Source organism: Azospirillum sp. VT-I1 (assembly GCF_055698305.1).
In genome coordinates this window covers 87,006-108,760 of the sequence record NZ_CP168807.1, presented here as the reverse complement: position 1 = coordinate 108,760, position 21,755 = coordinate 87,006, and the positions used below count along the sequence as shown (strand labels likewise).

At 67.3% G+C, this 21,755-nt stretch carries 25 protein-coding genes; 15 read left to right on the top strand and 10 right to left on the bottom strand.

Features of this window, described 5'->3' with window-relative positions:
* Window positions 1-40: 40 nt before the first annotated feature.
* From AB8P05_RS31670 to AB8P05_RS31645, 6 genes are all read right to left on the bottom strand, one after another.
* The gene (locus AB8P05_RS31670; RefSeq protein ID WP_472762185.1) at window positions 41-1,363 is read right to left on the bottom strand and encodes a putative sugar O-methyltransferase; all 1,323 of its coding nucleotides are present in this window, start codon (window positions 1,361-1,363) and stop codon (window positions 41-43) included.
* A 45-nt stretch (window positions 1,364-1,408) separates the two neighbouring features.
* Complete coding sequence (locus AB8P05_RS31665) at window positions 1,409-3,193, bottom strand: PEP-utilizing enzyme (RefSeq protein ID WP_472762184.1); 1,785 nt, start codon at window positions 3,191-3,193, stop codon at window positions 1,409-1,411.
* The gene (locus tag AB8P05_RS31660) at window positions 3,193-3,753 is read right to left on the bottom strand and encodes a PEP/pyruvate-binding domain-containing protein (RefSeq protein WP_472762183.1); all 561 of its coding nucleotides are present in this window, start codon (window positions 3,751-3,753) and stop codon (window positions 3,193-3,195) included. The genes AB8P05_RS31665 and AB8P05_RS31660 overlap by 1 nt, the downstream gene beginning before the upstream one ends.
* 100 nt (window positions 3,754-3,853) lie before the next feature.
* Complete coding sequence (gene rfbC / locus AB8P05_RS31655; protein WP_472762182.1) at window positions 3,854-4,366, bottom strand: dTDP-4-dehydrorhamnose 3,5-epimerase; 513 nt, start codon at window positions 4,364-4,366, stop codon at window positions 3,854-3,856.
* A 54-nt stretch (window positions 4,367-4,420) separates the two neighbouring features.
* Window positions 4,421-5,458: a GHMP family kinase ATP-binding protein gene (locus tag AB8P05_RS31650; protein ID WP_472762181.1), complete on the bottom strand. Its 1,038-nt coding sequence runs from the start codon at window positions 5,456-5,458 to the stop codon at window positions 4,421-4,423.
* A 220-nt stretch (window positions 5,459-5,678) separates the two neighbouring features.
* Window positions 5,679-6,773, bottom strand: a complete 1,095-nt coding sequence (locus tag AB8P05_RS31645; RefSeq protein ID WP_472762180.1) for a 3-oxoacyl-ACP synthase III family protein — start codon at window positions 6,771-6,773, stop codon at window positions 5,679-5,681.
* Window positions 6,774-7,025: 252 nt separating this feature from the next.
* Between AB8P05_RS31645 and AB8P05_RS31640 the strand changes: the two genes are divergently transcribed.
* The 6 genes from AB8P05_RS31640 to AB8P05_RS31615 all read left to right on the top strand — a co-directional run bounded on the left by AB8P05_RS31640 (window position 7,026) and on the right by AB8P05_RS31615 (window position 11,021).
* Entirely contained in the window at window positions 7,026-7,790 is a 765-nt protein-coding gene (locus AB8P05_RS31640; RefSeq protein ID WP_472762179.1) for an SDR family NAD(P)-dependent oxidoreductase, read from the top strand.
* Between the two features lie 8 nt (window positions 7,791-7,798).
* Window positions 7,799-8,440, top strand: coding sequence for a Rieske 2Fe-2S domain-containing protein (locus tag AB8P05_RS31635; RefSeq protein WP_472762178.1), 642 nt, complete (start codon window positions 7,799-7,801; stop codon window positions 8,438-8,440).
* Window positions 8,437-9,456, top strand: a complete 1,020-nt coding sequence (locus AB8P05_RS31630; RefSeq protein ID WP_472762177.1) for an RHO alpha subunit C-terminal catalytic domain-containing protein — start codon at window positions 8,437-8,439, stop codon at window positions 9,454-9,456. Before AB8P05_RS31635 ends, AB8P05_RS31630 begins: the two co-directional genes overlap by 4 nt.
* Entirely contained in the window at window positions 9,453-10,016 is a 564-nt protein-coding gene (locus AB8P05_RS31625) for a GNAT family N-acetyltransferase (protein ID WP_472762176.1), read from the top strand. Before AB8P05_RS31630 ends, AB8P05_RS31625 begins: the two co-directional genes overlap by 4 nt.
* 130 nt (window positions 10,017-10,146) lie before the next feature.
* Complete coding sequence (locus tag AB8P05_RS31620) at window positions 10,147-10,551, top strand: antitoxin Xre/MbcA/ParS toxin-binding domain-containing protein (RefSeq protein ID WP_472762175.1); 405 nt, start codon at window positions 10,147-10,149, stop codon at window positions 10,549-10,551.
* A complete protein-coding gene (locus AB8P05_RS31615) occupies window positions 10,548-11,021 on the top strand; it encodes an RES family NAD+ phosphorylase (RefSeq protein WP_472762174.1) in 474 nt (157 codons plus the stop codon). Before AB8P05_RS31620 ends, AB8P05_RS31615 begins: the two co-directional genes overlap by 4 nt.
* Before the next feature lie 4 nt (window positions 11,022-11,025).
* On the opposite strand, the gene AB8P05_RS31610 is transcribed toward AB8P05_RS31615, so the two are convergent.
* Both AB8P05_RS31610 and AB8P05_RS31605 read right to left on the bottom strand, forming a co-directional pair.
* Window positions 11,026-12,147 carry an aromatic ring-hydroxylating oxygenase subunit alpha gene (locus AB8P05_RS31610; protein WP_472762173.1) on the bottom strand — a complete coding sequence of 374 codons (1,122 nt, stop codon included), beginning with the start codon at window positions 12,145-12,147 and terminating at the stop codon, window positions 11,026-11,028.
* A gap of 70 nt (window positions 12,148-12,217) precedes the next feature.
* The gene (locus AB8P05_RS31605; RefSeq protein ID WP_472762172.1) at window positions 12,218-12,838 is read right to left on the bottom strand and encodes a sialidase family protein; all 621 of its coding nucleotides are present in this window, start codon (window positions 12,836-12,838) and stop codon (window positions 12,218-12,220) included.
* A 50-nt stretch (window positions 12,839-12,888) separates the two neighbouring features.
* Between AB8P05_RS31605 and AB8P05_RS31600 the strand changes: the two genes are divergently transcribed.
* Window positions 12,889-13,308 carry a hypothetical protein gene (locus AB8P05_RS31600; protein ID WP_472762171.1) on the top strand — a complete coding sequence of 140 codons (420 nt, stop codon included), beginning with the start codon at window positions 12,889-12,891 and terminating at the stop codon, window positions 13,306-13,308.
* 173 nt (window positions 13,309-13,481) lie between these two features.
* Here AB8P05_RS31600 and AB8P05_RS31595 read toward each other — a convergent pair whose 3' ends face one another.
* Window positions 13,482-14,450 (bottom strand): glycosyltransferase family 2 protein, encoded by a 969-nt coding sequence (locus tag AB8P05_RS31595; protein ID WP_472762170.1) that lies wholly within the window; start codon window positions 14,448-14,450, stop codon window positions 13,482-13,484.
* Window positions 14,451-14,463: 13 nt separating this feature from the next.
* The gene (locus AB8P05_RS31590; RefSeq protein WP_472762169.1) at window positions 14,464-16,806 is read right to left on the bottom strand and encodes a glycosyltransferase; all 2,343 of its coding nucleotides are present in this window, start codon (window positions 16,804-16,806) and stop codon (window positions 14,464-14,466) included.
* Window positions 16,807-17,135: 329 nt separating this feature from the next.
* Here AB8P05_RS31590 and AB8P05_RS31585 point away from each other — a divergent pair, with 329 nt between their 5' ends.
* From AB8P05_RS31585 to AB8P05_RS31550, 8 genes are all read left to right on the top strand, one after another.
* Window positions 17,136-17,756, top strand: coding sequence for an NUDIX hydrolase (locus tag AB8P05_RS31585; protein WP_472762168.1), 621 nt, complete (start codon window positions 17,136-17,138; stop codon window positions 17,754-17,756).
* 11 nt (window positions 17,757-17,767) lie between these two features.
* Window positions 17,768-18,067 carry a hypothetical protein gene (locus AB8P05_RS31580; RefSeq protein WP_472762167.1) on the top strand — a complete coding sequence of 100 codons (300 nt, stop codon included), beginning with the start codon at window positions 17,768-17,770 and terminating at the stop codon, window positions 18,065-18,067.
* A gap of 217 nt (window positions 18,068-18,284) precedes the next feature.
* Window positions 18,285-18,506 carry a hypothetical protein gene (locus AB8P05_RS31575; RefSeq protein ID WP_455176119.1) on the top strand — a complete coding sequence of 74 codons (222 nt, stop codon included), beginning with the start codon at window positions 18,285-18,287 and terminating at the stop codon, window positions 18,504-18,506.
* Between the two features lie 46 nt (window positions 18,507-18,552).
* A complete protein-coding gene (locus AB8P05_RS31570) occupies window positions 18,553-18,774 on the top strand; it encodes a hypothetical protein (protein ID WP_455176120.1) in 222 nt (73 codons plus the stop codon).
* 116 nt (window positions 18,775-18,890) lie between these two features.
* Window positions 18,891-19,292, top strand: coding sequence for a hypothetical protein (locus tag AB8P05_RS31565; protein WP_472762166.1), 402 nt, complete (start codon window positions 18,891-18,893; stop codon window positions 19,290-19,292).
* Between the two features lie 3 nt (window positions 19,293-19,295).
* The gene (locus AB8P05_RS31560) at window positions 19,296-19,664 is read left to right on the top strand and encodes a hypothetical protein (RefSeq protein ID WP_472762165.1); all 369 of its coding nucleotides are present in this window, start codon (window positions 19,296-19,298) and stop codon (window positions 19,662-19,664) included.
* A complete protein-coding gene (locus AB8P05_RS31555) occupies window positions 19,661-20,602 on the top strand; it encodes a LysM peptidoglycan-binding domain-containing protein (RefSeq protein WP_472762164.1) in 942 nt (313 codons plus the stop codon). Before AB8P05_RS31560 ends, AB8P05_RS31555 begins: the two co-directional genes overlap by 4 nt.
* Before the next feature lie 32 nt (window positions 20,603-20,634).
* Window positions 20,635-21,642, top strand: a complete 1,008-nt coding sequence (locus AB8P05_RS31550; protein ID WP_472762163.1) for a hypothetical protein — start codon at window positions 20,635-20,637, stop codon at window positions 21,640-21,642.
* Window positions 21,643-21,755 lie beyond the last annotated feature (113 nt).

Sequence of the window (21,755 nt, the reverse complement as noted above, 5' to 3'; positions counted from 1 at the left end):
GCCTTTTGGCTTTCCAAATCTCTTGCCGGTTGCGACCGCGTCACGGCAACGACCAGTCCCATCGGTCGAAAATCCGGGGAATGTAATTGGCCGACCAGACGAACGGCTGTCCCAGGCCGGCAGCCACATGGTAGGACCGGATGTGCCGGCGAAACGGGAACAACTTCTGGAACTCGTCTCGGCAATCGACATGGGCCCCCAGACCGACGGCATTCTCTTCGTAGAACACTCCATCCGGTGCAAGGAGTCGGCGGATCAGGACGGCGTAGTAGTGGACCTGCGCCGCGGACATCTCGTTCATCGACATGGTGTTGATCACCAGATCGAAGGTGGGAAGATCATCGGCCAGATGTGGCAGCAGGTAATTCGGAACCAACCAGTGCGAGGCCCCATTGTCCGGTAGCCGTCCGGGAACGGCGACATCGACGTCGATGCCCGCCAGCGACAGATAGACGGCCGCGTAATGAATCATCGGCGGCAGATCCACCATCATGTACTCGATCCGGCCCCGAAAGATCCCGCTCAGCACCCGCGCCAATGCTCCATGGCCGGGGCCGATTTCCAACACCCGGATCCGCTGTCCGGTCCTCTCGGCCTTTTCCCGCAGAAAGCCGATCAAGCCCCCGGAATACATGGCGTTGATCCGCCCCTGTACCCGCAGGGTGTCGGGGTTGACGACGCGCCCATCGATCATCAGCCCGACCTCACCCCCTCGCGGCAACGCCCCGACGACCAGATCGGACGGCATGTTCCGGATCGCGAGGAAATGCTGCTCCGGCACATGAGCCAGACGCTGATGGTGATCGAGATGGTGCTCCATGACATCCGGCAGGTCGTCGGGCAGAACGTCGGACCAGATCCGGTCCAGGACATCGTGAGGATAGGGCTGTGAAAACAGCCCGCCCTGGTCCAGGCGGTCGAGATAGGCAAGGTAATAGCCGGAAAAAGGCGAGAGGATACGCGTCCAGTTGAGGTTGTTGTAGGCGTCCCGTGGCCGCATCGTGGAGCCGACGGATGCCTCACCCGGTTCGCGGAATGGCAGATAGATTGATCTGTTGATCCCTCCATCCTGGAGCATGATCGTCCATTGGTTTTGGGGCTCGAAGACATCGCGCGGCAACCCTTCGGATTCGATGAAGGGACCACTCTCGTCGATGGCACGCTGCACCAGTCCGAGCAGGGCGACGATCCGCCGATGCTCGTCAGCGGACATCGCCAGATTATCGCGCAGACGGAACGCTCCGCCGAAATAATAGTCGATGGTCTCCGCCCGGGCGAGATGACGCGGGCCAATGTGAATCCGCCGGCAGCCAATGGTCCGGTTCACGGCGATATCATCGGCCGGATCGGTGCTGTCATACATGACCATCGTCCTCATACAACAATCGCCAAGCCACTTCTCCGCAGGTTACAGCAGATCCACCCGCCGGGCGCCGCAATCCAACCGAACCTTGCGCACCTGGGACCAGCGCCGGAACAATTTGTCCCCGGCCCCGATCACCGCCGGCAGTCCGAGTTCACCGGCCCGGATCGCCATGTGGGAGTTCATTCCGCCATAGGCCGTGACGAAGCCGGCGATCCCGCGCGAGAAGAGCCAGTCGAAACCGGGATCGGCGCTGGGAATGAAGACAATGGTCCCGGCAAGATCACCGGTCGCAGGATCGTTGCAGACCGGCCCGATGGCCGATTTGGCGGTGATGAAGTTCGGTTCGGTGCGCGGCACATGATGCATCCACACCTGATCCGGCCTGGTGATCAAGGGCGGCAGCAGGATGTTGGAACCGGCTGCGAACTGGGCACGTCCGGATTCGACGCTGCGGGTGATCACGTCGCGGACCGGCGTGCAGGACGCCTGCATCTCGGCAATGGCCTCGATGTTGAAATAGGACATGTCGTCCGCAGAAAAGCCATGCTGCTCGCCAAGATCGCGGACCAGGGAAATCGCGTCGCTCAAATTCCGGGTGAAGACGAATTTCGCATATTCGCGGCCTTCGATCGCGGCTTTCAGAAATTCGAACAAGCCGACCACGTCATGGTCCAGCCCGTGGACGGCCAGCAGGCGCTTGATCTCCGACATCTGCATCAGGGACAGCGCAAACCCCGCAGGGCGGGCGCCATCGGCGCGGGTCGGGCGGGATGCGTCGAAATAGCTTTCCATGGCCTCGTCATAACGCGGAGACAGGATGTCGTAGGTCCCGGGCCGCAGATGGCCGTATTTCGCCTGGAACGCCTCCTGCGGAAGCTCTGCCAAATCCCGGCTCAGGCGGGAACCGACGGTGTTCAGCCCCTCCATGAAGGCAGACACCTCGCCATCGGACAGAACGCCGATGGTGACCAGGGAATGCAGCAACTGCACGGCAATGAAGCCGGCACGCGCCAGTCCTGCAAACGGCAGGGTCCCATAGCGCTTGCAGTCTTCCAGAAGCCAATAGATCCGGGAAACCGGGTCAAGGTCGCCGGATAGGATGGCCGGACGACGCTCGAGCAGGATGTCGAGCCGCTCCAGATCCTGTCGCCACAGGCCGGTTTCGCTGCCGATGATGCTGTTGGTCAGCCGCCTCAGGCTGTCGCGCAACGTCCCGCAATCTTCCGGGGTGAAGCCATATTTCTCAAGCTGCCGAAGCCGTTCGTCAATATCGAGGGAGTAACATGAAAATATGATCTTGAATTCCACCTTGTCGTGAAGGCTGGGCGCTTCAAGCAGACAGTTTATGTAATGATTTATCAACCTCTCTGCCATATCGGTTCCGATATCCTTTGGCAGAAAGGAGTTAAAGCTTACCCGAACATCAATGTACGGCAAGCCGAAGAAATGAAGCATCAAAGGAAAGCTTCGAAGGTTCTTGTACCCATAGTTATCGCGTTGATAGGCCCAGACGGAATCGGTGACGATGTTCCGGTAGAGCGACAAGGCCAGCGGCCTGGGCCTGATGCCGATGATCTCCGCCGGGTTCCAGTCGGGCATCACCCCATAGACGGTGGTGCGTCCATTCAGGAAAGGGTGCGGGCGCATCCCGCCTTCCAGCTTGTGCGCAATGGCCTGCAGATGCGCCATATGGGCGGCTTGGGCATCCACCATGGTCCGCCGCACCACCAGCGGGCGCGCCTGGAACAGATAGAGCTGGCCGCCATGGTCGAATGCGAACTCGACGTCGAGGGCATCGTTGCCCATCACCGTTTCGAGTTCGTCCATCAAGCCGAGGATCCGGGCGAGCCTTGATCTTCGGGCTGCGTCGGGGAGTTGCGGACGCACACGAAGGTTTCCAGCATACGGCCATCGCCGGCCGTAACCGAATCCGTCCGGCCGGTCACAGGATCGTAGTTGACGATCCGATAGGGGGCGCCGGTGTTGGGATCCCAGGAAAACGCCACGCCGCTCATGGCGACGTCTTCCAGCATGGGCTGGATCAGCACCTCGTCGTCAGGGTCGCCATCGCCGTAAGAAGCGATGACGCTGGAGGCGGCCGTCTCCACGGCATCCCGTCCACGGACGCCAGCAAGGGACAGATAGCGTCCGGCATTGGATTGCTCGTTCTGATCCTCTCCAACGGCACTGCTGCGGACGATGAGCGGGGCATGGTTCCATGGCGGGTGCGCCAGCTCCTTTTCAACCGCACTTGGCAGGCGATTGCCGGCGAGGCGCCAGGCCCGAAGGGTAAAATCAAGCTGGGGCAGGATGTAGGCCGACCTCAGCCGTCCACGAAGCCACTCCAATGTTCCGGCCTTGGTGCTCCGCCTGTCCAGAACTGCCATGGAAGTCCCATCCGCCTTTCAGAAAATCCTTCTCCGGAGCGCAAGGCGGAGCCGCTTGGAGCCGAAGCGGCTCGACGGCTTCGGCCCGCCGGTCCGGCTCTCAGTCCAGCCCTTCGTCACGGCGGGACAGGATGGGGTTCTTGATCGGCCACCAGATCCCAAGCCCCGGATCGTTCCACATCAAGGTAAATTGGCTCGCGCGGTCATATGAGGTGGTCTGCTTGTAGTGGAACATCGCCGTTTCCGACAGAACCACATGGCCGTTACCGAACCCAGGGGGAATCAAGACCTGGAGCCGGTTTTTCTCCGACAGCGTAAACGCAGTCCAACGGCGGTATTGCGGGGAGTCCGGGATATTGTTGACGACGACCAGATAGAATTTCCCGTGCAGGCAGGAAACTAGCTTTGCCGTCTTGTTATCTCCATGTATTCCTCGCAGAACATTCTGCGAAGAGACGGATATATCGTCTTGGAAGAATGAATAGGATATCCCTGCAGATTTATAGATCTCTTCGTTATAGATCTCTACATACTCTCCACGGAAATCCTCGAAATTTGTTGGTGGAGAGATGAGCTTGACGTCATCGAGTTCCGTGTCCTGAACCTTCAGCATTTTCATTTCCCGTTCATATGATGGAACGCATTCCACTGTGCTGTGAGAGCCGGTTCATGCCGTCAGGCTTGCAAGCTCCAGCATGCTCGGAGGAGAGCTCTCTTCATGAGTCAAGCCGGTGAGCAGGGTTGCTCCCGTATTCTCCAGGCGGAATGGCACATGAAGCAGTTCACGCAACTCGCCGCACACGTCCTCCTGTCGGTCAGGGGGGACGTAGAACAGCATGAAGCCGGAGGTTCCGGCCCCCAGCAGCTTGCCGCCGACCGCTCCCGCCGACTTCGCCCGGTCATAGATGAGATCGATGTTGGAGTTGCTGACCAGAGGACTCAGTCGCCGCTTCAGGCGCCAGGTCGTATCCATAAGCGCGCCGAAGCCATCGGTGTCGCCCTGGATCAGGCACTGCTCGGCCTCATCGACCAGGGCCCGCATGCGGTGAAGTTCCAGGGTACGGTCCGGAATATTGGCCACGACATCGGCTGCAACCTTGGATGCGGAACGGCATAACCCCGTGTAGAACAGCATCAGGGACCGCTCCAGCCCGGTACGGACGGAGGGCTGAATGGCAAGCGGCGTGACGGAAAAACTCCCGTCGGTCGCAAAGTCGATGGTGTTCAGGCCGCCGTAAGCGGCCGCGATCTGGTCTTGCGACCCGACCGTATCGCCAAGCCGCTCCTGCTCCAATGCGATTGCCAGACGCGCAAGCTCGCAGCGATCGATGCTCTCGCCGCGCAAAGCCTTGAGCGCCAGGATCAACCCCACCGCAAAGGAAGAACTCGACCCCATTCCGGTTCGGGCCGGGAGGTCGCCTTGATGATGAATCTCCACTCCCGCATTGTCGGTAAATCCCAGGAACTTCAGTCCTTCCCGAACCGCCGGATGAAGGATCTCATGAATGGAATGAACACCTTCGATATGTGACCACACAACGCGATGTCGGATGTCGAAAAAAGGCGGCAAATTACGGCATGTAATATAACAATATTTATCGATTGTTGTCGAAATGACGCGGCCACCGTGATTGCTATACCACGCTGGGTAGTCAGTCCCACCACCAAAGAAAGAAATTCGAAAAGGCGTCCTGCTGATGATCATGACCTCACCCAGGCATCCGTAGTTATTAGATTTTCCAGAAAGAAGAAGTTCCTGCTGATGCGCTAGGAAGTACATAACCTTGAGGTTGCCTTTGACGGATCGACGTCATCGCGACACCCAAGCCAAGGAGATTGCCATACCGGACAGGAAACGCCCATTATTGTAAACCAATCATTAATTTAACATGCCGGAAACTGGACTGCAGCAAGCCAGCCGCCCTTTACACCGCCAGCACCGGGTAGCCCTCGGGCAAATCCACCACCTGCGGCTCCGGCATCGCTCCCAGCTCCGCCACCATGGCACCCCAGGACCAGCCCACCCCGAAGCCGGCCATCAGCGTCTTCACCGGCCCGGCCGCCAGCTGGCTCCCCATGCTGTGGCAGATCGCCAGCGGGATGGAGGCGGAGCTGGTGTTGCCGAAGCCATGCATGTCGATGATGAACTTCTCCGCCGGCGCCTTGATGCGCTTGCGCAGATGCTCCAGCATGAAGGCGTTGGCCTGGTGCAGGACGAAGCGGTCGATGCCCTCGACGTCGGTGCCGGCATGCTCCATCGCCTCGCGCAGCAGCGGCGGCACGGCGCGCAGGGTGAAGGAGAACACCTCCGCCCCGTTCAGCGTCAGGCGGGAATCGCGCTCCAGCTGCGCCGCCTCCGCCTCGTCGGCGATCCGTCCGGCGGTGCCGACCGGCGGGATCAGGCAATGGCGCTTGCCGCCGGCCTTGACGAAGATGTGCGGTGCGCCGGAACCGTCGGTGCCGATGACCACCGGAATCGGCGGGGCCGCCGCGTCGACCTCCAGCGCGGTGGCCGATCCGGCATCGCCGAACAGCGGCAGGGTGGCCCGGTCCTCCGGGTGCAGGTGGCGGGTCGGGTTGTCGCCGCACAGCACCAGCGCCCGTTTGGCCGTCGACCCGCCCAGCAGCTTCGCCGCGATCCACAGGCCGTAGACATAGCCCGAGCAGCCCAGCGGCACGTCGAAGGCCGCCGCACTGGTCGGCAGCCCCAGCCTGTGCTGCATGATGCAGGCGGTCGCCGGCAGCACGTAATCGGCGTCCTGCGAGACGAAGACCAGCACCTCCACCGTCGCCGGGTCCCAGCCCAGCTGCGCCATCAGCCCTTCCGCCGCGGCGAGGCAGAGGTCCGACGCGCAATAGGGCGGCGGCAGCACGCGGCGTTCCTGGACGCCGATGGTGGCGGCCAGCTTCTTCATCTCCTCCACCGTGAACAGGCCGGGATCCTCGACGAAGGAATGGCGCTGGGGCGGCACCACCGCGCGCAGACCGGCGATCCGGATGCCGTCGATGATGGCTTTCATGGCTGTCCTGTCCTTCGCGTGTTCACGGCCCGGCGGGGGCCTCTTCGGAAATCGGTGGCCGGCACCATAGCCCACACCATAGCGCAGAGTGGCGCCGGATTGGTTTCCGGATCCTTGATTGCGGACGATTAAGGCGCAGAGCATCCCCAGCCAAGCCCCATCCGCCGCCCATCGAAAAAGCCGCAGCCGGAGGCGGAACACGCCTGTGCTATGGTCCGCACCCGATACGTCACCAACCAGGATTCTCCCGCCATGACAGCCGCCTACAACCCCATGGACCTGACCGGCCGCCGCATCCTGGTGACCGGGGCGTCGGCCGGGATCGGCCGGGCGACGGCGGTGGTTCTGGCGAAGCTGGGCGCAAGGCTGGTGTTGAACGGCCGCGACGAGGAACGGCTGGCCGGGACAGCCGACAAGCTGGAGGGCGACGGCCATGCCATCGCCCCCTTCGACCTATCGGATCTGGAAGCGGTGCCGGGCTGGGTGAAGGGGCTGTGCGCCGACGATGCCGCCTTCGACGGCATCGCGCACTGCGCCGGCATCCAGACGCTGCGGCCGATCCGCATCTTCTCCGCCGCCTTCTTCGACGAGGTGATGCGGGCCAATCTGGGCAGCGCGTTGGCACTCGCCCGCGGGCTGCGGCAGAAGGGCTGCCATGCCGAGCGGGCGGCCATCGCGCTGATCTCCTCCACCGCGGCGACGGCGGCCTCGCCGGGCAACGTCGTCTATGCCGCCAGCAAGGGCGGCATCATCGCCGCCACCAAGGGACTGGCGGTGGAGCTGCTGAGCGACGGCATCCGCGTCAACTGCGTCGTCCCCTCCATCGTCGAGACCGAGCTGATCGAGCGCGGCAAGCAGAAGCTGACCGCCGAGCAGTACGAGCATCTGCGCACGCTGCAGCCGCTGGGTTTCGGCCACCCCGACGACATCGCCCACATGATCGCCTATCTGCTCGCCGACACCAGCCGCTGGATGACCGGGTCCATCGTCACGGTGGACGGCGGCCGCACCGCCTGAGGCCCGCGATGCAGAACGATTCCCCCGAAACCCGCCCCGAAAGCCGCTGGTTCCACCTCTGCATGGAGGATGACCTCGCCACCCCCAACGCCTTCGTCACCACGCGGGTGGGGGCGGTGCCGCTGGTGGCGCAGAACATCAAGGGACGGGTGGTCGCCTTCCGCAACGTCTGCACCCACCGCTTCGCCGTGATCCATGGCGAGCCGTCCGGCTGCGGCCCGCTGCGCTGCCCCTATCACGGCTGGAGCTTCGACGCCGACGGCGTGCCGGCGGGGCTGCCCTTCAACCCGACCGACTTCCAGCTGGAGGCCGAGGGGCGCCGGCGGCTGGCCCTGCACCCGGCCTCGCTGGCCCGCTGCGGCCGGCTGGTCTTCGTCCGGGTGGCCACGGACGGCCCGTCGCTGGAGGAGGATCTGGGAAGCGACCTGTTCGCCCGGCTGGCCGCCCTGTCCGACGCCTTCCCCCGGCGCGGCGACACGGTGGAGCCGAAGGGCGATTGGGAGCGCATCGAGACCGCCAACCTGCGCATCGCCTTGGCGCCCGACCGTGCGCTTGTGCTGCACAGCGCCGCACCAATCGGCGCCGACCAGCGCTTCTCCCGCACCGTCACCCTTTATCCCGCCACCGCCGATGCGGAGCTGCCGGCATGAGCGCGCATCCCATCCACAGCATCGTCCCCGAGACCGGCGCCTTCCTGCCCCACAGCCATTTCTGGACCGAGGAGGCCTTCGCCCGGGAGCGCGAGCGGGTCTTCGGCCGCTGCTGGCTCTATATGGGCGTGTTCGACGACACGAACGTCCTGACCGCCGAGATGGCCGGGCTGCGCTTCGAACTGCAGCGCCGCGGCGGGGCGATGGGCGGCGAGGCCATGGACGGCGTCTGCCGCGACGGGGAGAAGGTTCAGCCCCTGCAGATCGACCGCTGCGGCACCCTGGTCTTCGCCCGCGTGGCGCAAGAGGGTGGGCCGACCCTGTCCCAGCATCTGGCGCCCTATGGCGAGCGGCTGGCGATGATGTCGGCCAACTGCCTGAACCCGCAGCCACCGGTCGGCATCGCGTTCCAGGCCAACTGGAAGGCGCTGGTCGAGAACACGATGGACGATTTCCACGGCTCGACCGTCCATCCCGACACCATCCACCCCGCGGTCCATCCCGACTGGCAGAACGGCCTCGTCACCGAACGCCATGGCGCCAACAGCGATTCCCGCTGGCTGCTGGCCGACGGCACCGCCGGCTGGTGGGCGAAGCTGGACGCCAAGCTGCGCATGCGCCGCTTTGCCGACGAGCCCGTCTACCGCCACACCTTCATCTTCCCGAACTTCTATCTGGCGACCTTCTACGGCGCCACGGTGATCCCGCACCGGGTCGATCCCGTCACCGCCGACGCCTCGGTCCTGCAGTGGCAGCTGTTCCTGCCCACCACCCGGCTGGAGACGGCGCGCGAACAGGCCTTCCACCGCTCCACCGCCGCCTACCTGATCGAGTCCGCCAGCACCGTGATCGCCGAGGACCGCCCGGTCTGCGAGGCGGTGCAGCAGGGCCGGCCCGGCATCGCCGATCTTCCCCACATCACCGGCATCTACGGCCGGCGCGAACGCCGCATCCTCGACTTCCATCAGGCGATGCTGCGGCAGCTGGGAGAAACCCCGGCGGGAGAAACGGCGTGAGCGGCGCGCTGAGCTTCATCGAACCGACGGAGGAGCATGCCCAACTGCTGCTCGACTGGCGCACCCGGCCCGACATCGCCGGCCAGATGCTGACGACCGTACCCTACGACGTGGAGCGGCAGAAAGCGTGGCTGCGGCGCTGCAAGGAGCGCGACGACTATGTCCACCGCATCCTCTGCGTCGACGGCGTGCCGGCCGGCCATGTCTCCATCACCGTGACCGAGCCCGCTTGGAAGATCGCCACCGTCGGCGTGCTGATGGGCGAGCGGGCAGGGCGGATGGGAGCCGCTCCGCTGAACTTCGCCTACATGCTGAACCACGTCTTCTTCACCATGGGGCTGCGCAAGGTGGTGAACCACATCCTGGGCACCAACAGCCCCCGCTTGCTGAAAGGCCAGCCAATGATCGGCTACCGCCCGGTCGGCGTGCTGAAGCGCCAGGTGGTGAAGGACGGGCAGGAGATCGACCTGCACATCTTCGAAATGCTGGCCGAGGACTGGCTGGCCGTGCGCGACCGCTTCCGCATCTACCAGGACATGGACGGGCGGGAGTGGATGTGAGGGGGCTTGATCCCCTTTGCGCAAAATGCCAGATTGATCATGGCAATTTGCGCAAAGGGAAGCCGCCATGCAGAATTTCGCTTCGCCTGCGATCCCGCCGGCTCCGGCGGCTCTGGCAGAGCGCCAACGGATGCTTGCTGCAGATCTCCTGGGTCTGGACCATCCACCTGCCGACGATCTTGATGTGCTGCGGGTGGTGCGGCGCCGACTGTCTCCCCAAGCCGTCGGCGCCCTGCAGGCCGCCGGGCTCGATGCGCGGACACTCGGCCGCATCATCCCCCGCCGCACGCTGGAACACCGTCGGCAGAAGGGGGAGGCGCTGTCCTTGGAGGAGAGCGAGCGCGCCTACCGCGCCGCCAGCATCGTCGCCCTGGCCCAGGCGGTGTTCGGCAACCGGGACAAAGCGCTGTCCTGGCTCCATACCCCCCGCAGCCGTTTCGACGGTGAGGCAGCCATCGCCCTGATCGATACCGACATCGGCGCCCGTCTGGTGGAAGAAGCCCTGATCCAGATCGACGAGGGCTATTTCGCGTGAGGCTCTGGCGGATCAGCAACCATGCCGATCTGCAAGGTGTCGGTGGCCTGCGCGCCGGCGCCCGCTGGCACAATCGCGGACGCCCCATCGTCTATCTCGCCGAATCGCCCCCCGGCGCCCTGATCGAGATTCTGGTCCATCAGGAAATCGCCTCGCCCGCCGCCTTGCCGGATCGCTACCGCCTGCTGACCATCGTAGTGGAGGACGGGCTGCTGCCCTTGGATACGCCACCGCTGCCCTCCGACTGGCGGGAGCGGACGGAGGCGACGCGCGCCGTCGGCGATACATGGCTGGCGAACAGCCAATCGGCCCTGCTGCGGGTGCCGAGCGCCATCATGCCCGACGTGCACAATATCCTGCTCAACCCGCTGCACCCGGATGCGGGGAAACTTCGGCTCACCGATGTCCAGGACGTTCCTTTCGACGCACGGCTGTTCAAGACCATCCAGCCGGCCGCAAAGCAGCCGTAACGCGTCAGCCCTCCATCATCCCCTGCCACACCGCGTGGAACTGCTGGATGCGCTCCTCGTTCAGGCCGAGCAGGGCAGGGCGATCCGTCTGGCGGCAGCCCCGGAAGGCCAGTTCCGACGCCTCCTGGTCCTCGCGCAGCAGGGCGACGTTGAGGTCGCAGGCACCCTCCTCGATCAGACGCCGGGCGGCGGGACCGCCCTTTCCGGCATCGCCGTCGGGGTCGGCCAGGAACAGGCGGAGGTCCAGCCTGCAGCGGTCGGGGCCGAGCGGGTCGTAGGTCTGGACGCTCATCACAGCACCGCGGGTGAAGCCGATCTCAAGGTTGGGGAAGATGTGCAGGTGGTCGTATTCCCGCAGGATCGGGCTGGGGCGGAAGCCCAGCCGCTCCGACACGCCGTCCCACCAACGCGCACTCCGGTCCGACACGCCGGTCACGCCGCGGGAGTGGGCGCCGTCGTAATCACAGCGCCAATCACCCTTCACCAGCTTGCGGAAGGTCGTCGGGTGGGTGAGGTCGGCGTGGTAGACCTCCAGAACGCTCTCCACCCCCATCTTCCAGTTGGCGGCCCACTCCATCGACCGGTCGTCGAAGGGACGGGCGAAGATCTCCGAGGCATGGCGCAGCACGTCGCCATAGACGCCCAGCCAGTCGTCGAGACCCGGCCCCTCCGCCGCCACCCGCAGGAAGACGAAGCGGCCGCACACCGCCACCGCCACCGGCGTCAGGGCACGGCCGCAGCGGCCCTCCCGGTCCAGGCCGAAATTCGCCTCGTTGCCGGGGATGCCGTAGGGCACGCCGTCGCGGTCGAAGGTCCAGCCGTGATAGCCGCAGCGCAGCATGCCGTTGCCGCGCGGCGCCCGGTGGATCATGGCGAAGCGGTGGGTGCAGACGTTGCGGAAGCCCCGCAGCTCCCCGTCGAAATTCTGCACCAGCACGTCCAGCCCGCCGATCCGCCGGGTCAGATAGTCGTTGGGCCGGGCAAGTTCGTCGGTGAAGCCGGCGAAGACCCAGGCATGGCGGAAGACCCGCTCCTCCTCCGCCCGGAAGATCTCCGGGTCGTGGTAGGCGGCGGGGTCGATGCCGGAGACGGCCTTGGCGGCGACGAAGGGGAGGGCGCTTTCCATGGGGCCGAAGGGTAGCCCGCACCCCGCCGGCCGGTCCAGGGCACAGCGGGTCGCAGGGTGCAAGCACCGGTCACGGCCGGAACAGCGTCGCCTCGATCCCGCGCGAGCCGGTGGCGTCGCAGATGTAATAGGCGACCATGGCGCGGCCGTCCGGCAGCGCCGCCGCCCAGGGATAGCCCAGGTCCGGCGCCGGCCCGTCGTCGCGCAGCACCAGCTCCGGCACCTCGTCCGGCTGCTGGCGGCGCGGGTCGTAGAGGCGGGCGCGCACGCCGTAGGGGGCATGGCGGTAGCCGCCGACCAGCAGCAGGCGTCCGTCCGGCAGCGGGCAGGCGTCATGGGGATGGCCGACCACCGCATGGCGCCGCCACGGCTCCCAGCTGTGGCCCAGGTCGGTCGAGCGCGAGGTCGCCAGATGGTCGTCCAGCCCGGTGGTGCGGTGGAAGGCGTGCAGCACGCCGTCGGCGTCCAGATGCAGCGCCGTCTCGCAGAAGCCGGCCTTGGCCTCGGGATCGAGGGCGATGATCGCCCGATGCACCCAGCTCTCCCCCCGGTCGGTGGAGGCGAAGAGATGGCTGGCATAGGTGCCGGTGGAGGGGTGGTGGGTGTAGCCGGTCTGCAGGATGGTGCCGTCCGGCGCCTCCACCGCCCGGCCGCGCACCGCACCGCCATGGAAGGGCCGCTGGCCCGGCACGATGTCGGGATGGCCGGGCAGGGGGGCAGGTCGCGGTGCGGGGTCCAGCTGTGCCCGCCGTCGTCGCTGTGCCGGCTGTAGCCGCCCCAGAACAGGTAGAGGTCGCCGGTCTTCTGCGGGCTTCCCGCCAGGCCGAATCCCAGCGCGCGCAGCGCCTCTCCCTCGGCCGCCGGCACCGGATACCAGCGGAAGCCGGTCAGCAGGATGCGGCCGTCGCGCAAGGTGAGCAGGCTGGCGTCCTGGTCGGCCGCCTGCGGGTCGGCGGGCAGGGCGGTTTCCTCCCCCAGCGGTTCCGCATCGGGGCCGAGCCGCAGCAGGATGGTCTGCGAACGGGAATCGAGATGGTCGACATGGTTGAAGCCGGCCTCTCCCGCCCGGAACGCAGCCCCGCGCAGCCAGCGATGGTCGCGCGCCCGCCGGAAGGCGAGCAGCACCGAACCGTCCCGCCCCGCCGTCAGCGACGGAAATGAGGCGTAGAAACGCGGGTCGCGGTACAGCACGCGGTGTTCGACTCCGGTCATGGCCATCGGCTTTCCCCTGCCTCCCTGCTTCCTGAAAGGACCGTCCGTTCCTGCGCCGAAGGCAACGGTGCGGACGATGACGACGTGCCCCGGCAGCATAACGGCACCGGAGCCCGGCCGCTTCAGTTCATGGCCAGAGCCGAGGCGTAGCCGAGTTCGTAATACAGCCGGATCATCGCCCACAGGCCCTCGCCTTCCAGGGTGTCGACGTCGATGGCGGCCAGATCGGCCAGATTGACGTTGAAGTCGCAGCGCTGTTCCGCCTGTCCTGATCGGCGCTGCATCAGGCGGTTGGAGACCCCCTGATTGAACATCCGCCGCATCAGCCAGCGTCGGTTCAGCCGGTCCGGATGGATGACGTGGGACACCGTGGCGGCCGGCACATAGTAGACGGCGGCTCCCGCACCGCGCATCTCCATGAAGACCATGCCTTCGTTCGCCAGCAGCCCGTCTCCTTTGCGCCCCAGATCGGTCGGGAAGGAGCGCCCGTCCATCAGCCGCTTGCGGAAGGCGCAGTTCCCTTCACCGAACCATTCCGCCTCGCGCAGGAAGCGGGCTTCGCTGTCCCACCCCCAACGGCACGAGAAGAGATGCAGCATGGTGTCGGTCAGCCAGTCCGGCCTGGGTACGTCCCCGAAATCCGGCTCGACCTCGCCGGCCACGATGTCGACGGCATCGCCCAGCCGGTGGAACGGCTCCAGCAGCCGCTCCAGCCACCCGTCGCAGGCCCGCTCGTCGTCGTCGATGAAGGCGATCAGCGCCCCCGCCGCCTCGGCCACGCCGCGGTTGCGGGCGAAGCCGACGCCGGGCCGGACCTCCAGGATATGGCGCAACGGCACGCCCCGCAGGGCGAAGGCCGCTTGCCGGCTCTCGACGACCGGCCGTCCCTCCGCCAGGGCGGAGTTGTCGATCACCAGGATCTCGTGGGCCCCTCGAACACCATTGGCGGGATCCGGAGAACCGCCGCCCACCCGCTGCCCGATCAGGCTGTCCAGGCAGGCGCCGAGCAGCTCCGGCCGCCGATGGGTGCAGATGACGATGCTGGCCGCGATCTCCGGACCGCCGGTGACGGAACGCTCGATGGTCGACATGATGCTTCGCCTGTCAGTGGTCGGCATGGACGACACGCAGGTCCGGCAGGCCCCAGGCGGTGACGCCCATGTCGCCCGCCATCACCGCCAGCCCTTCGGTCTCGATGTAGCCGCGATGGCTGTAGGGCGGGAAACACAGCCCCTCCCGGTGAAGGTCCGCACGCACCAGCAAGGCCGTGCCGCCCACCCCGTCCAGCCGCACGGCCTCCTCGCCGGCAAAATCGCCCAGATAGCGCCGCCCGGCCCCGCGCGGCGGCTGGAAGATGCCGTCGGCCAGATGGCGCGGGTCCTCCTCCCCCACCGTCCTCCCCTCCAGGCGGAAGCTGTTGAGGTCGAAGGTCCGCCCGTCGGGCAGGACGCAATGGGGGACGACGATGTCGCGCCCGGCGGCGAGCAGGCGCGCCAGCAGGTCCGGCGGGTAATCGACCAGATCGGCGTCGAGCCACAGCACCCAGTCCTCGTCCTCCAGCGCGCCGGACAGCAGCCGGTTGCGCGCACGCGCCAGCACCTCCCGCCGCCGCCGCTGGATCGCCGGCGCCCAGCGCGGGCCGTCGGGCCGGAATCCGTGGTCATGGCGCAGCAGGGTCACCCGGCGGTAGCGCTGCCGCAGCTCCGGCAGCCGTCCGGCCAGCCAGTCGTGGGTCCCGTCGCGGCTGTCCCCCTCCAGAAAGCCCAGCGACAGGCGGGACGGGTCATGGTCGAGCCGGCCGAGCAGTTCCAGGTAGCGCGGCAGATGGGCGGCGGCATCCTTCACCGGGGTGAGCACCAGCACGCTGTCCTGCCGCGCCGCGGCGGTGGCGGGGGCGGGGGCAGGGGCGGTGACGGCCCGGCGCCAGGCCTCCACCGGCAGGCGCTTGCCCATCTCCTCCAGCACCGCGCGGCAGCGGTCGCCGTCGAAGCGGGCGGCGGCGGTCTGCCAGTGAACCTCGAAATGGGGGGCGGTGAAGGTGTTGCCGCCATGGACGACGTAGGTGTAGAGCCGCGGCAGGTCCATGCGGACGACGCGGGCGCTGCGGCGCAGCTGCTCGACCACCGGCGTGTCCTCGCCGCGGCGAAGGGCGGGGTAGCGGGGCATCACCGCCTTCTCGCACAGCAGCGAGCCTTCCCAATCCCGTTCGCAGGACACCGCCAGCCGGTTCTCCGCCGGCCACCAGATCATCCAGCGGCCGAGCAGGCAGGCCTGGGCGCCGGCGGCGGCCAGCACGCGCTGCTGCATCTCCAGCCGGCAGGGATCGTAGAGGTCGTCGTCGTCCCACTGGCAGACATAGCGGCCGGCCGCCCGGTCGACGGCGATGTTGCGCAGCTCGCCCAGCGTCAAACCGCCGGCCTCCACCCGGATCAGGCGGATGTTCGGGCAGGCGGCGTCGCGGATGGCGCGGTCCAGCGGGTCGTCCTGCGGCAGCGCCGGGCTGTCGCAGACGACGACCAGTTCGCGGTTCGGATAGGTCTGGCGCGCGAATCCCTCGATGGCGAACCTCGGCAGGCCGCTCCGCCCCCGGGTGACCATCAGGCAGGAGATCAGCGGCCGCTCCTCCGCCTTCGCCACGGTCGGGCGCTCGCCTTCCGGCCGCCCGTCGGTCACCACCGCCGCGACCTGCCGGGGCAATCCGGCGTCGGGGCCGGCGACGCGCCCTGCCGCGCCGCGGAACCATGTCCCCTCCCAATAATGGACGGCATAGGCGTCGCGCGTCGCCCGCTCCCAGAAGGCGAGATCGAACAGACGGCCGCTCCAGCAATCGTCCTTGGTGACGGGGTAGAGCAGTTGCGGCGGCAGCACCGTCACCGCCGCCGGGCCATCCCCATACCGAGCCCCCTCATAGGCGGCGTGGGCGCGGGTCAGCAGGAAGGGGCCGGTGGCGTCCAGCACGTCGCCGCAGTGCCGCGCCTCGACCAGCCGGGACAGCAGATGATCCCAGAAGGGATGGCCGGGCACTGAGGCGAGGAAGGACGGGCAGAGAATCCGCGGCAGCCCGCGCTCCGCCGCCTTGGCCAGCCGGCCATGCTCCTCCGGCTCCAGCCCGACGACGAAGCTCCGGCCCTCCAGCAGCCCGTCGATCGGACGCAGGCATTCGAAGTCGAGGTCGGCATAGACCCCGCCGAAGCGGCGCAGGATCAGGTAGCGCGCCAGATCGATGCGCGCGATCGGATCGGCATAGCCCTGAAAGACCGGCAGCAATCCCGGATGCTCTTCCGCCACGAAGCGCCCGATGTCCTCGTCGGTCCAGAACCGGTAGGCGAAGCCGGGATTGCACGCGCTCCAGCTGCGCTGAAGGGCCTGGAACTGGGGAGGGACGTCACGGGTCTTCCAGGTCTGATGGATCAGACGCGGAATGGGGGAATTGACTTCGGTCTGCATGGAACTTGATGGAAATGGATCATGAACCGATAAGCATTTTGCCGAAGCGGCTCAATGAAAATAGATGCCCTATAGAAACTGATCACATCTTGTTTCATTTTACACGCCATTGGCGGGCGATTTTTGACAATTTCTTCCTATTGGAGATTTTCCGCGCGGCACGAACGAAAAGTTACCAAGCTCCAAAAGATATTCATTTCTGCATTGTGTCCGCAGCCTTTCACCCCTCCCCCTGAGAGGGACTGGACGAGGGCGGACGGCTGCTGGTAGCCCTGTCCCCCGGCGATCACGCCGCCGCGGAACGCCCCCATCGCAGCACAGGTCCTTTCATGCCCGGACACCGCCCCTACCGCCTCCATCGCCCCTGGACCGTGCTGGGCAGCCGCGAGCTGCTCGATGCCGATCCCTTCCTGAAGGTGCGGGTGGAGACGGTGGAGCTGCCGGACGGGCGGCGGATCGACGACTATTACCAGTTCGACCAGCCCTCCTTCGCCTGCATCTTCGCCGAGACGGCGGACGGGCGGATCGTCACCTACCGGCAGTACCGCCACGGCCCGCGCAAGGTCGGGCTGGTCTTCCCCGGCGGCCACCTGTCGCCGGACGAGGAACCGCTGGCCGCGGCCAAGCGCGAGCTGATGGAGGAGACGGGGATGGAGGCGGAGAGCTGGACCGACCTCGGCGCCTACATCGTCAACGCCAACCAGGGCGGGGCCTGGTCGCACATGTTCCACGCCACCGGCTGCCGCCCGGTCGCCGATCCGATCGCCGCCGGGATCTCCGACGACCTGGAGGACACCGAGATCCTGCTCCTGACGCAGGCGGAACTGCTGGAGGCCATCGGCCGCGGCGAGATGCACCTGCTGACCCAGATCGCGCTGGTCAGCATGGTCTGGCAGGCCGACATCGCCCGGGCGCTGTCCCGCCCCCACTCCCCGGACACAGCCAGTTGAGGAAAAGCCCGATGACCCGCTTCGCCCTTTCCGTTCCAATGGCCGCCCTGCTGTTGGCCGGCGTCCTTGCAGCCACGGCCGTATCCCCGGCCGCCGCCGAGCCGATGAAGGGCCGGTACGAGCTGCGCTGCCAGGACCCGCAGACCCGGCAATGGACCGTCGCCGGACAGGTATCCGACCCCGAAATCGTCGATCGGCCCGCCGGCGGCGGCAAACCGGCCGGACGCGAGGTGCGCGGCACCAGGGCCGACGGCAAGCCGGTGGTCCTGCCCATGCCGTCCGACCGCACCTGCATGCTCAGCGCGCGCTGAGCGGCGGACGGCCGCGTTTTCCACCCCCTCCAATCAAAAGAAGTAACACTACCGCCAAATCGCGAACCGGCGTTTAGTTGCGTTTTTCTTGGAAGTGGTAATCACCAATCGACCTGGGACCAATTGGTGATCTTAACACCTCGTTAACTGGCCGGATGGCTCAATAAGCTCATCAGAACGGGCAAAAGCCCACGCCACGAATACAGGGATCGCCGCCATGTCAAAGACCGATTGCGCCGCCGACATCTTCAATTCCGCCGCCCTGCACCTGGATGTTGTCGATGAATTCATCGCCATCGCCCAGTCGAAGCTGAACGGCGCCGACAGCGAATTCACCCGCGACAGCCTGACCGACCTGCTGTCGGGCCTGACCGAGCAGCGCGAAACCTACCGCGCCGTGCTCGCGACTGTTCAGCCCGTCACCGCGCTCGCCGCCTGATCCTGCCGCTTCCCCTCCGCTCCCTTTTGCGCGAAAGACCGCCACCATGACCGCCCCCATCGCCGCCCCCATCGCCAAGGACGTCCTCGCCTCCGCCACCCTGCATCTGGAAGTGCTGGAGGAGTTCATCGGCGTCGTGCGCCGCAAGCTGGCGGCGACCACCGACAGCTTCGCCCGCGACAGCCTGACCGACCTGCTGCTGAGCCTGACCGAGCAGCGCGACAGCTACCAGGCCCTCGCCATGCCGTCGGCCATCGTTCCCGCCTGACGGCGCTGCAATGGTGAATGGTATGGACGGTGAACGGAGTGGACAGGCGCGGTTGCTTTTGTGAAGCTCCCGCTTGCCCGTTTTCACCCCGACCGGCCAAAGGCTTCCAAAGGGTCATGGATCCGCTTCCGTCCTCCACCGAAGGACGCCTGCTCCTCGCGGCGTTCGTCGTCCTCCTGACCCTGATCGGCCTTTCCATCTTGGGAGAGCGCACGCTGCCGCTGTTCGGCGGCAACCGCGACCTCGCCGGCCGGGCCTACAAGACGCTGTTCGTCGGGTTGGGCGGCGGCATGCTCGGCCTCGCGGCCCCGGCGCTCGTTACCGGTTTCATCGGCCGCCTGCGCGCCCTCTTCACCCGGATCGAGGCCAAGGGCACCATCGCCGAGGCCATCCTGCGCGACCGCGCGCTGGATCAGGCGCAGACCGCCGGCTTCACCCTGATGGCGCTGTTCCTGATCGCCGGCGGCGTCGCAGCACTGCTGGTCTGGACCGGCATCCTGTGGCCGGGAGAACGCTGAGCCATGCTGCGCATCTCCGACCGCCAGCAGGGGCAGCTCCACGCCGCGCGCGCCGACGCCTTCCATGACCGCCTGCGCGCCGCCGCCGCGGCGATGATGGCGCGGGAAGCGCCCGAGATCCCGGCCGGCGAGGTCGCCGCCCGGATCGAGGCGGCGCTCGCCGCCGCTCCCGCCCACGGCATGGAGACCGAGCGGCAGATCACCCGTTACGTCCACATCCTCGCGGCCTTCCCGGCGGACCACGCCCGGCGGGAGGAGTTCGCGTGGCTCGGCACCCTGTTGGAAGGACCGGGCGACGCCGACGCGCGGCTCGACCAGATCACCGCCGCCCTAACGGCGGCCACGGCGGCAACCCGCGGCGGTGCGCGATGACCGTCCATACCGTCCAGCGCGGCGAGACGCTGTCCGCCATCGCCCGGCGCAACGGCACCACCGTGGCCGAGCTGCAGCGGCTGAACGGCATCTCCAACCCCAACATGATCGCGTCGGGCCAGCGGCTGGTGGTGGCGCCGCCGCCGGCCCCGCCGGCAGCCCCCGCCGCGGCCCGCGCCGGACAGGCGGCCGCCCAGACGGCGGCGCCCGCGCCGCCCGGCGCACCGGTCGCCCCGTGCCCGAAGAAGCCGCTCTTCCTGAAGCGGGCGGGCGGCGACGACAATGTCAGCGCCCTCTACGCCATGGCCGACGGCGAGGCCAAGCGCCAGGGCGTGCTGGGGCAGGCCAAGGGCGAGGTCGGCGTCGGCATGGTGAAGATGGAACATGCCGGCCATCTCGGGAGCCGCTATGTCGGCGGCTCCCACAAGATGGAGAATTTGACCGCCGAGGCGAAGGCCGCCGGCGGCATCGTCCACGGCATCGGCGGCACCGCCTCCGCTAAGGCGGTGATGGTCTCGCAGGAAGGCACGCTGTTCGCCGGCACCGACAAGAACAACCCCTGGGCCGAGGGCGGCGGCGAATATTCGCTGATGCAGGCCGAGGCCAAGGCCGACGGGCTGATCGGCTCCGACGGGCGGCGGGCCGGCATTGCGCTGGGCGCCAAGGCCGGTGCGGCGGCGGCATCCGGCGACCTGAAGGGCGAGATCAACATCCCGATCCCCTTCACCGACTACACGATCAGCCTGCGCGGCAAGGGTGGTGCCTCCGCCGGTTCGGTCGGGGCCGGGGCGTCCGCCCATGCCTTCAAGGATCTGGAGACCGGCCGCTACCATATGGGGCTGGCGGGCGAGGCCGCGGCCCTGCTGGGCCTGAAGGCCGATGTGGACCTCAGCGTCGGCCCCCGCTACACCGGCCGGGAACGGAGCGCCGGGCCATGAGTCCGGCCGGCCTCGCGACGGGAGAGTAGAGCATGGACCCCAGACTGCCGACCCTGCTGACGGCGCCGCTGTCGCCGCGACCGGTGATCGAAGCAACCTATCTGGACGTCCTGGTCCGCGACGGCCTGCCGGCGGGCACCGGCTTCTCCATCGCCCTGCCGCGGGGCTGGGCGGTCGAACGGACGGCCACCGCCGCGCCCGGCCCGGAGGCTCCCCTCGTCCCGCTGGCCCGCTTTCATCCGGGCGAGCCCGGCGCGCCGGGGGCTGCGGAGGGGGTGGAACTGGTGGTCTGGGCCGCCTTCCTGCCGCGTGAGATGCATGGGGCGGACTGGCTGCGCGCCTGGATGCGCTCCCAGGGTTACCGCGAGCTGGATTTCCGCCAGGCTCCTTCGCCGACCGGCATGATGGGCGACGCGCTCGCCGCCGGGCGCTACAACGGGGCCTTGCGCCTGCACCGGCTGCTGACGGTGAAGGACGGCGACCTGCTGTTCCTGATCGACGGGCGCATGACGCAAGGTGGACAGGCCGACCACCGGGTGATGCAGGAGATCGTCCTGCTCGCCGCCATGCGCTTCCGGCTGGCCGAGCCGACCGGCCAGACCTTCGCCGAGGGGTTCGAGTGGACGGAGCTGAAGGGGACGCACGCCGTCCGCTTCCTCGCCTCCGGCCTGTGGCGGGAGACGCCGGGCGGCGACGCCCCGCCGGACGGCGCCTCGCTGGTGCTGGACCATGTCGGGCCGGACGGCTCCACCGGCCGCGGCAGCCTGATCGCGGTGCTCGGCGCCGCGGAAGCGACCGCCGAAGCGTCCCTCGCCGCCGCCGCGGAGATCGAGCGGACCACGCTCGCCAAGCTGGCCAACCAGGGCTTCACCCTGTCCGCCGACGCCGACCTGATCGCCGAGGAACGGACGGCGGAGCGCAGCATCCTCCTCCACCGCCGCAAGGCGCGCCGGAGCGGGACCTCCATGACCATCCTTGCGGCCCGCATTGCGCTCAGCGAGGCCGGGGGGCGGATGCGCACCGCCTGCCGGTCTGCCTGATCCTGCTCTCCCCCGACGAGGACAGCGCCTTCGAAGCCTGGGCGATCAACCGGCGGGCCTTCGAGATCGCCCTGTCGACGGTGCGGTAGGGCGACGGTGCGGTAAGGCGACGG

Bases quoted from the DNA above. Each gene is read 5' to 3' on its own strand.
- AB8P05_RS31670 (WP_472762185.1), bottom strand. From the start codon at position 1,363: ATGTATGACAGCACCGATCCGGCCGATGATATCGCCGTGAACCGGACC.
- AB8P05_RS31665 (WP_472762184.1), bottom strand. From the start codon at position 3,193: ATGGACGAACTCGAAACGGTGATGGGCAACGATGCCCTCGACGTCGAG.
- AB8P05_RS31660 (WP_472762183.1), bottom strand. From the start codon at position 3,753: ATGGCAGTTCTGGACAGGCGGAGCACCAAGGCCGGAACATTGGAGTGG.
- rfbC (WP_472762182.1), bottom strand. From the start codon at position 4,366: ATGCTGAAGGTTCAGGACACGGAACTCGATGACGTCAAGCTCATCTCT.
- AB8P05_RS31650 (WP_472762181.1), bottom strand. From the start codon at position 5,458: ATGATCATCAGCAGGACGCCTTTTCGAATTTCTTTCTTTGGTGGTGGG.
- AB8P05_RS31645 (WP_472762180.1), bottom strand. From the start codon at position 6,773: ATGAAAGCCATCATCGACGGCATCCGGATCGCCGGTCTGCGCGCGGTG.
- AB8P05_RS31640 (WP_472762179.1), top strand. From the start codon at position 7,026: ATGACAGCCGCCTACAACCCCATGGACCTGACCGGCCGCCGCATCCTG.
- AB8P05_RS31635 (WP_472762178.1), top strand. From the start codon at position 7,799: ATGCAGAACGATTCCCCCGAAACCCGCCCCGAAAGCCGCTGGTTCCAC.
- AB8P05_RS31630 (WP_472762177.1), top strand. From the start codon at position 8,437: ATGAGCGCGCATCCCATCCACAGCATCGTCCCCGAGACCGGCGCCTTC.
- AB8P05_RS31620 (WP_472762175.1), top strand. From the start codon at position 10,147: ATGCTTGCTGCAGATCTCCTGGGTCTGGACCATCCACCTGCCGACGAT.
- AB8P05_RS31610 (WP_472762173.1), bottom strand. From the start codon at position 12,147: ATGGAAAGCGCCCTCCCCTTCGTCGCCGCCAAGGCCGTCTCCGGCATC.
- AB8P05_RS31595 (WP_472762170.1), bottom strand. From the start codon at position 14,450: ATGTCGACCATCGAGCGTTCCGTCACCGGCGGTCCGGAGATCGCGGCC.
- AB8P05_RS31590 (WP_472762169.1), bottom strand. From the start codon at position 16,806: ATGCAGACCGAAGTCAATTCCCCCATTCCGCGTCTGATCCATCAGACC.
- AB8P05_RS31585 (WP_472762168.1), top strand. From the start codon at position 17,136: ATGCCCGGACACCGCCCCTACCGCCTCCATCGCCCCTGGACCGTGCTG.
- AB8P05_RS31580 (WP_472762167.1), top strand. From the start codon at position 17,768: ATGACCCGCTTCGCCCTTTCCGTTCCAATGGCCGCCCTGCTGTTGGCC.
- AB8P05_RS31575 (WP_455176119.1), top strand. From the start codon at position 18,285: ATGTCAAAGACCGATTGCGCCGCCGACATCTTCAATTCCGCCGCCCTG.
- AB8P05_RS31570 (WP_455176120.1), top strand. From the start codon at position 18,553: ATGACCGCCCCCATCGCCGCCCCCATCGCCAAGGACGTCCTCGCCTCC.
- AB8P05_RS31565 (WP_472762166.1), top strand. From the start codon at position 18,891: ATGGATCCGCTTCCGTCCTCCACCGAAGGACGCCTGCTCCTCGCGGCG.
- AB8P05_RS31560 (WP_472762165.1), top strand. From the start codon at position 19,296: ATGCTGCGCATCTCCGACCGCCAGCAGGGGCAGCTCCACGCCGCGCGC.
- AB8P05_RS31555 (WP_472762164.1), top strand. From the start codon at position 19,661: ATGACCGTCCATACCGTCCAGCGCGGCGAGACGCTGTCCGCCATCGCC.
- AB8P05_RS31550 (WP_472762163.1), top strand. From the start codon at position 20,635: ATGGACCCCAGACTGCCGACCCTGCTGACGGCGCCGCTGTCGCCGCGA.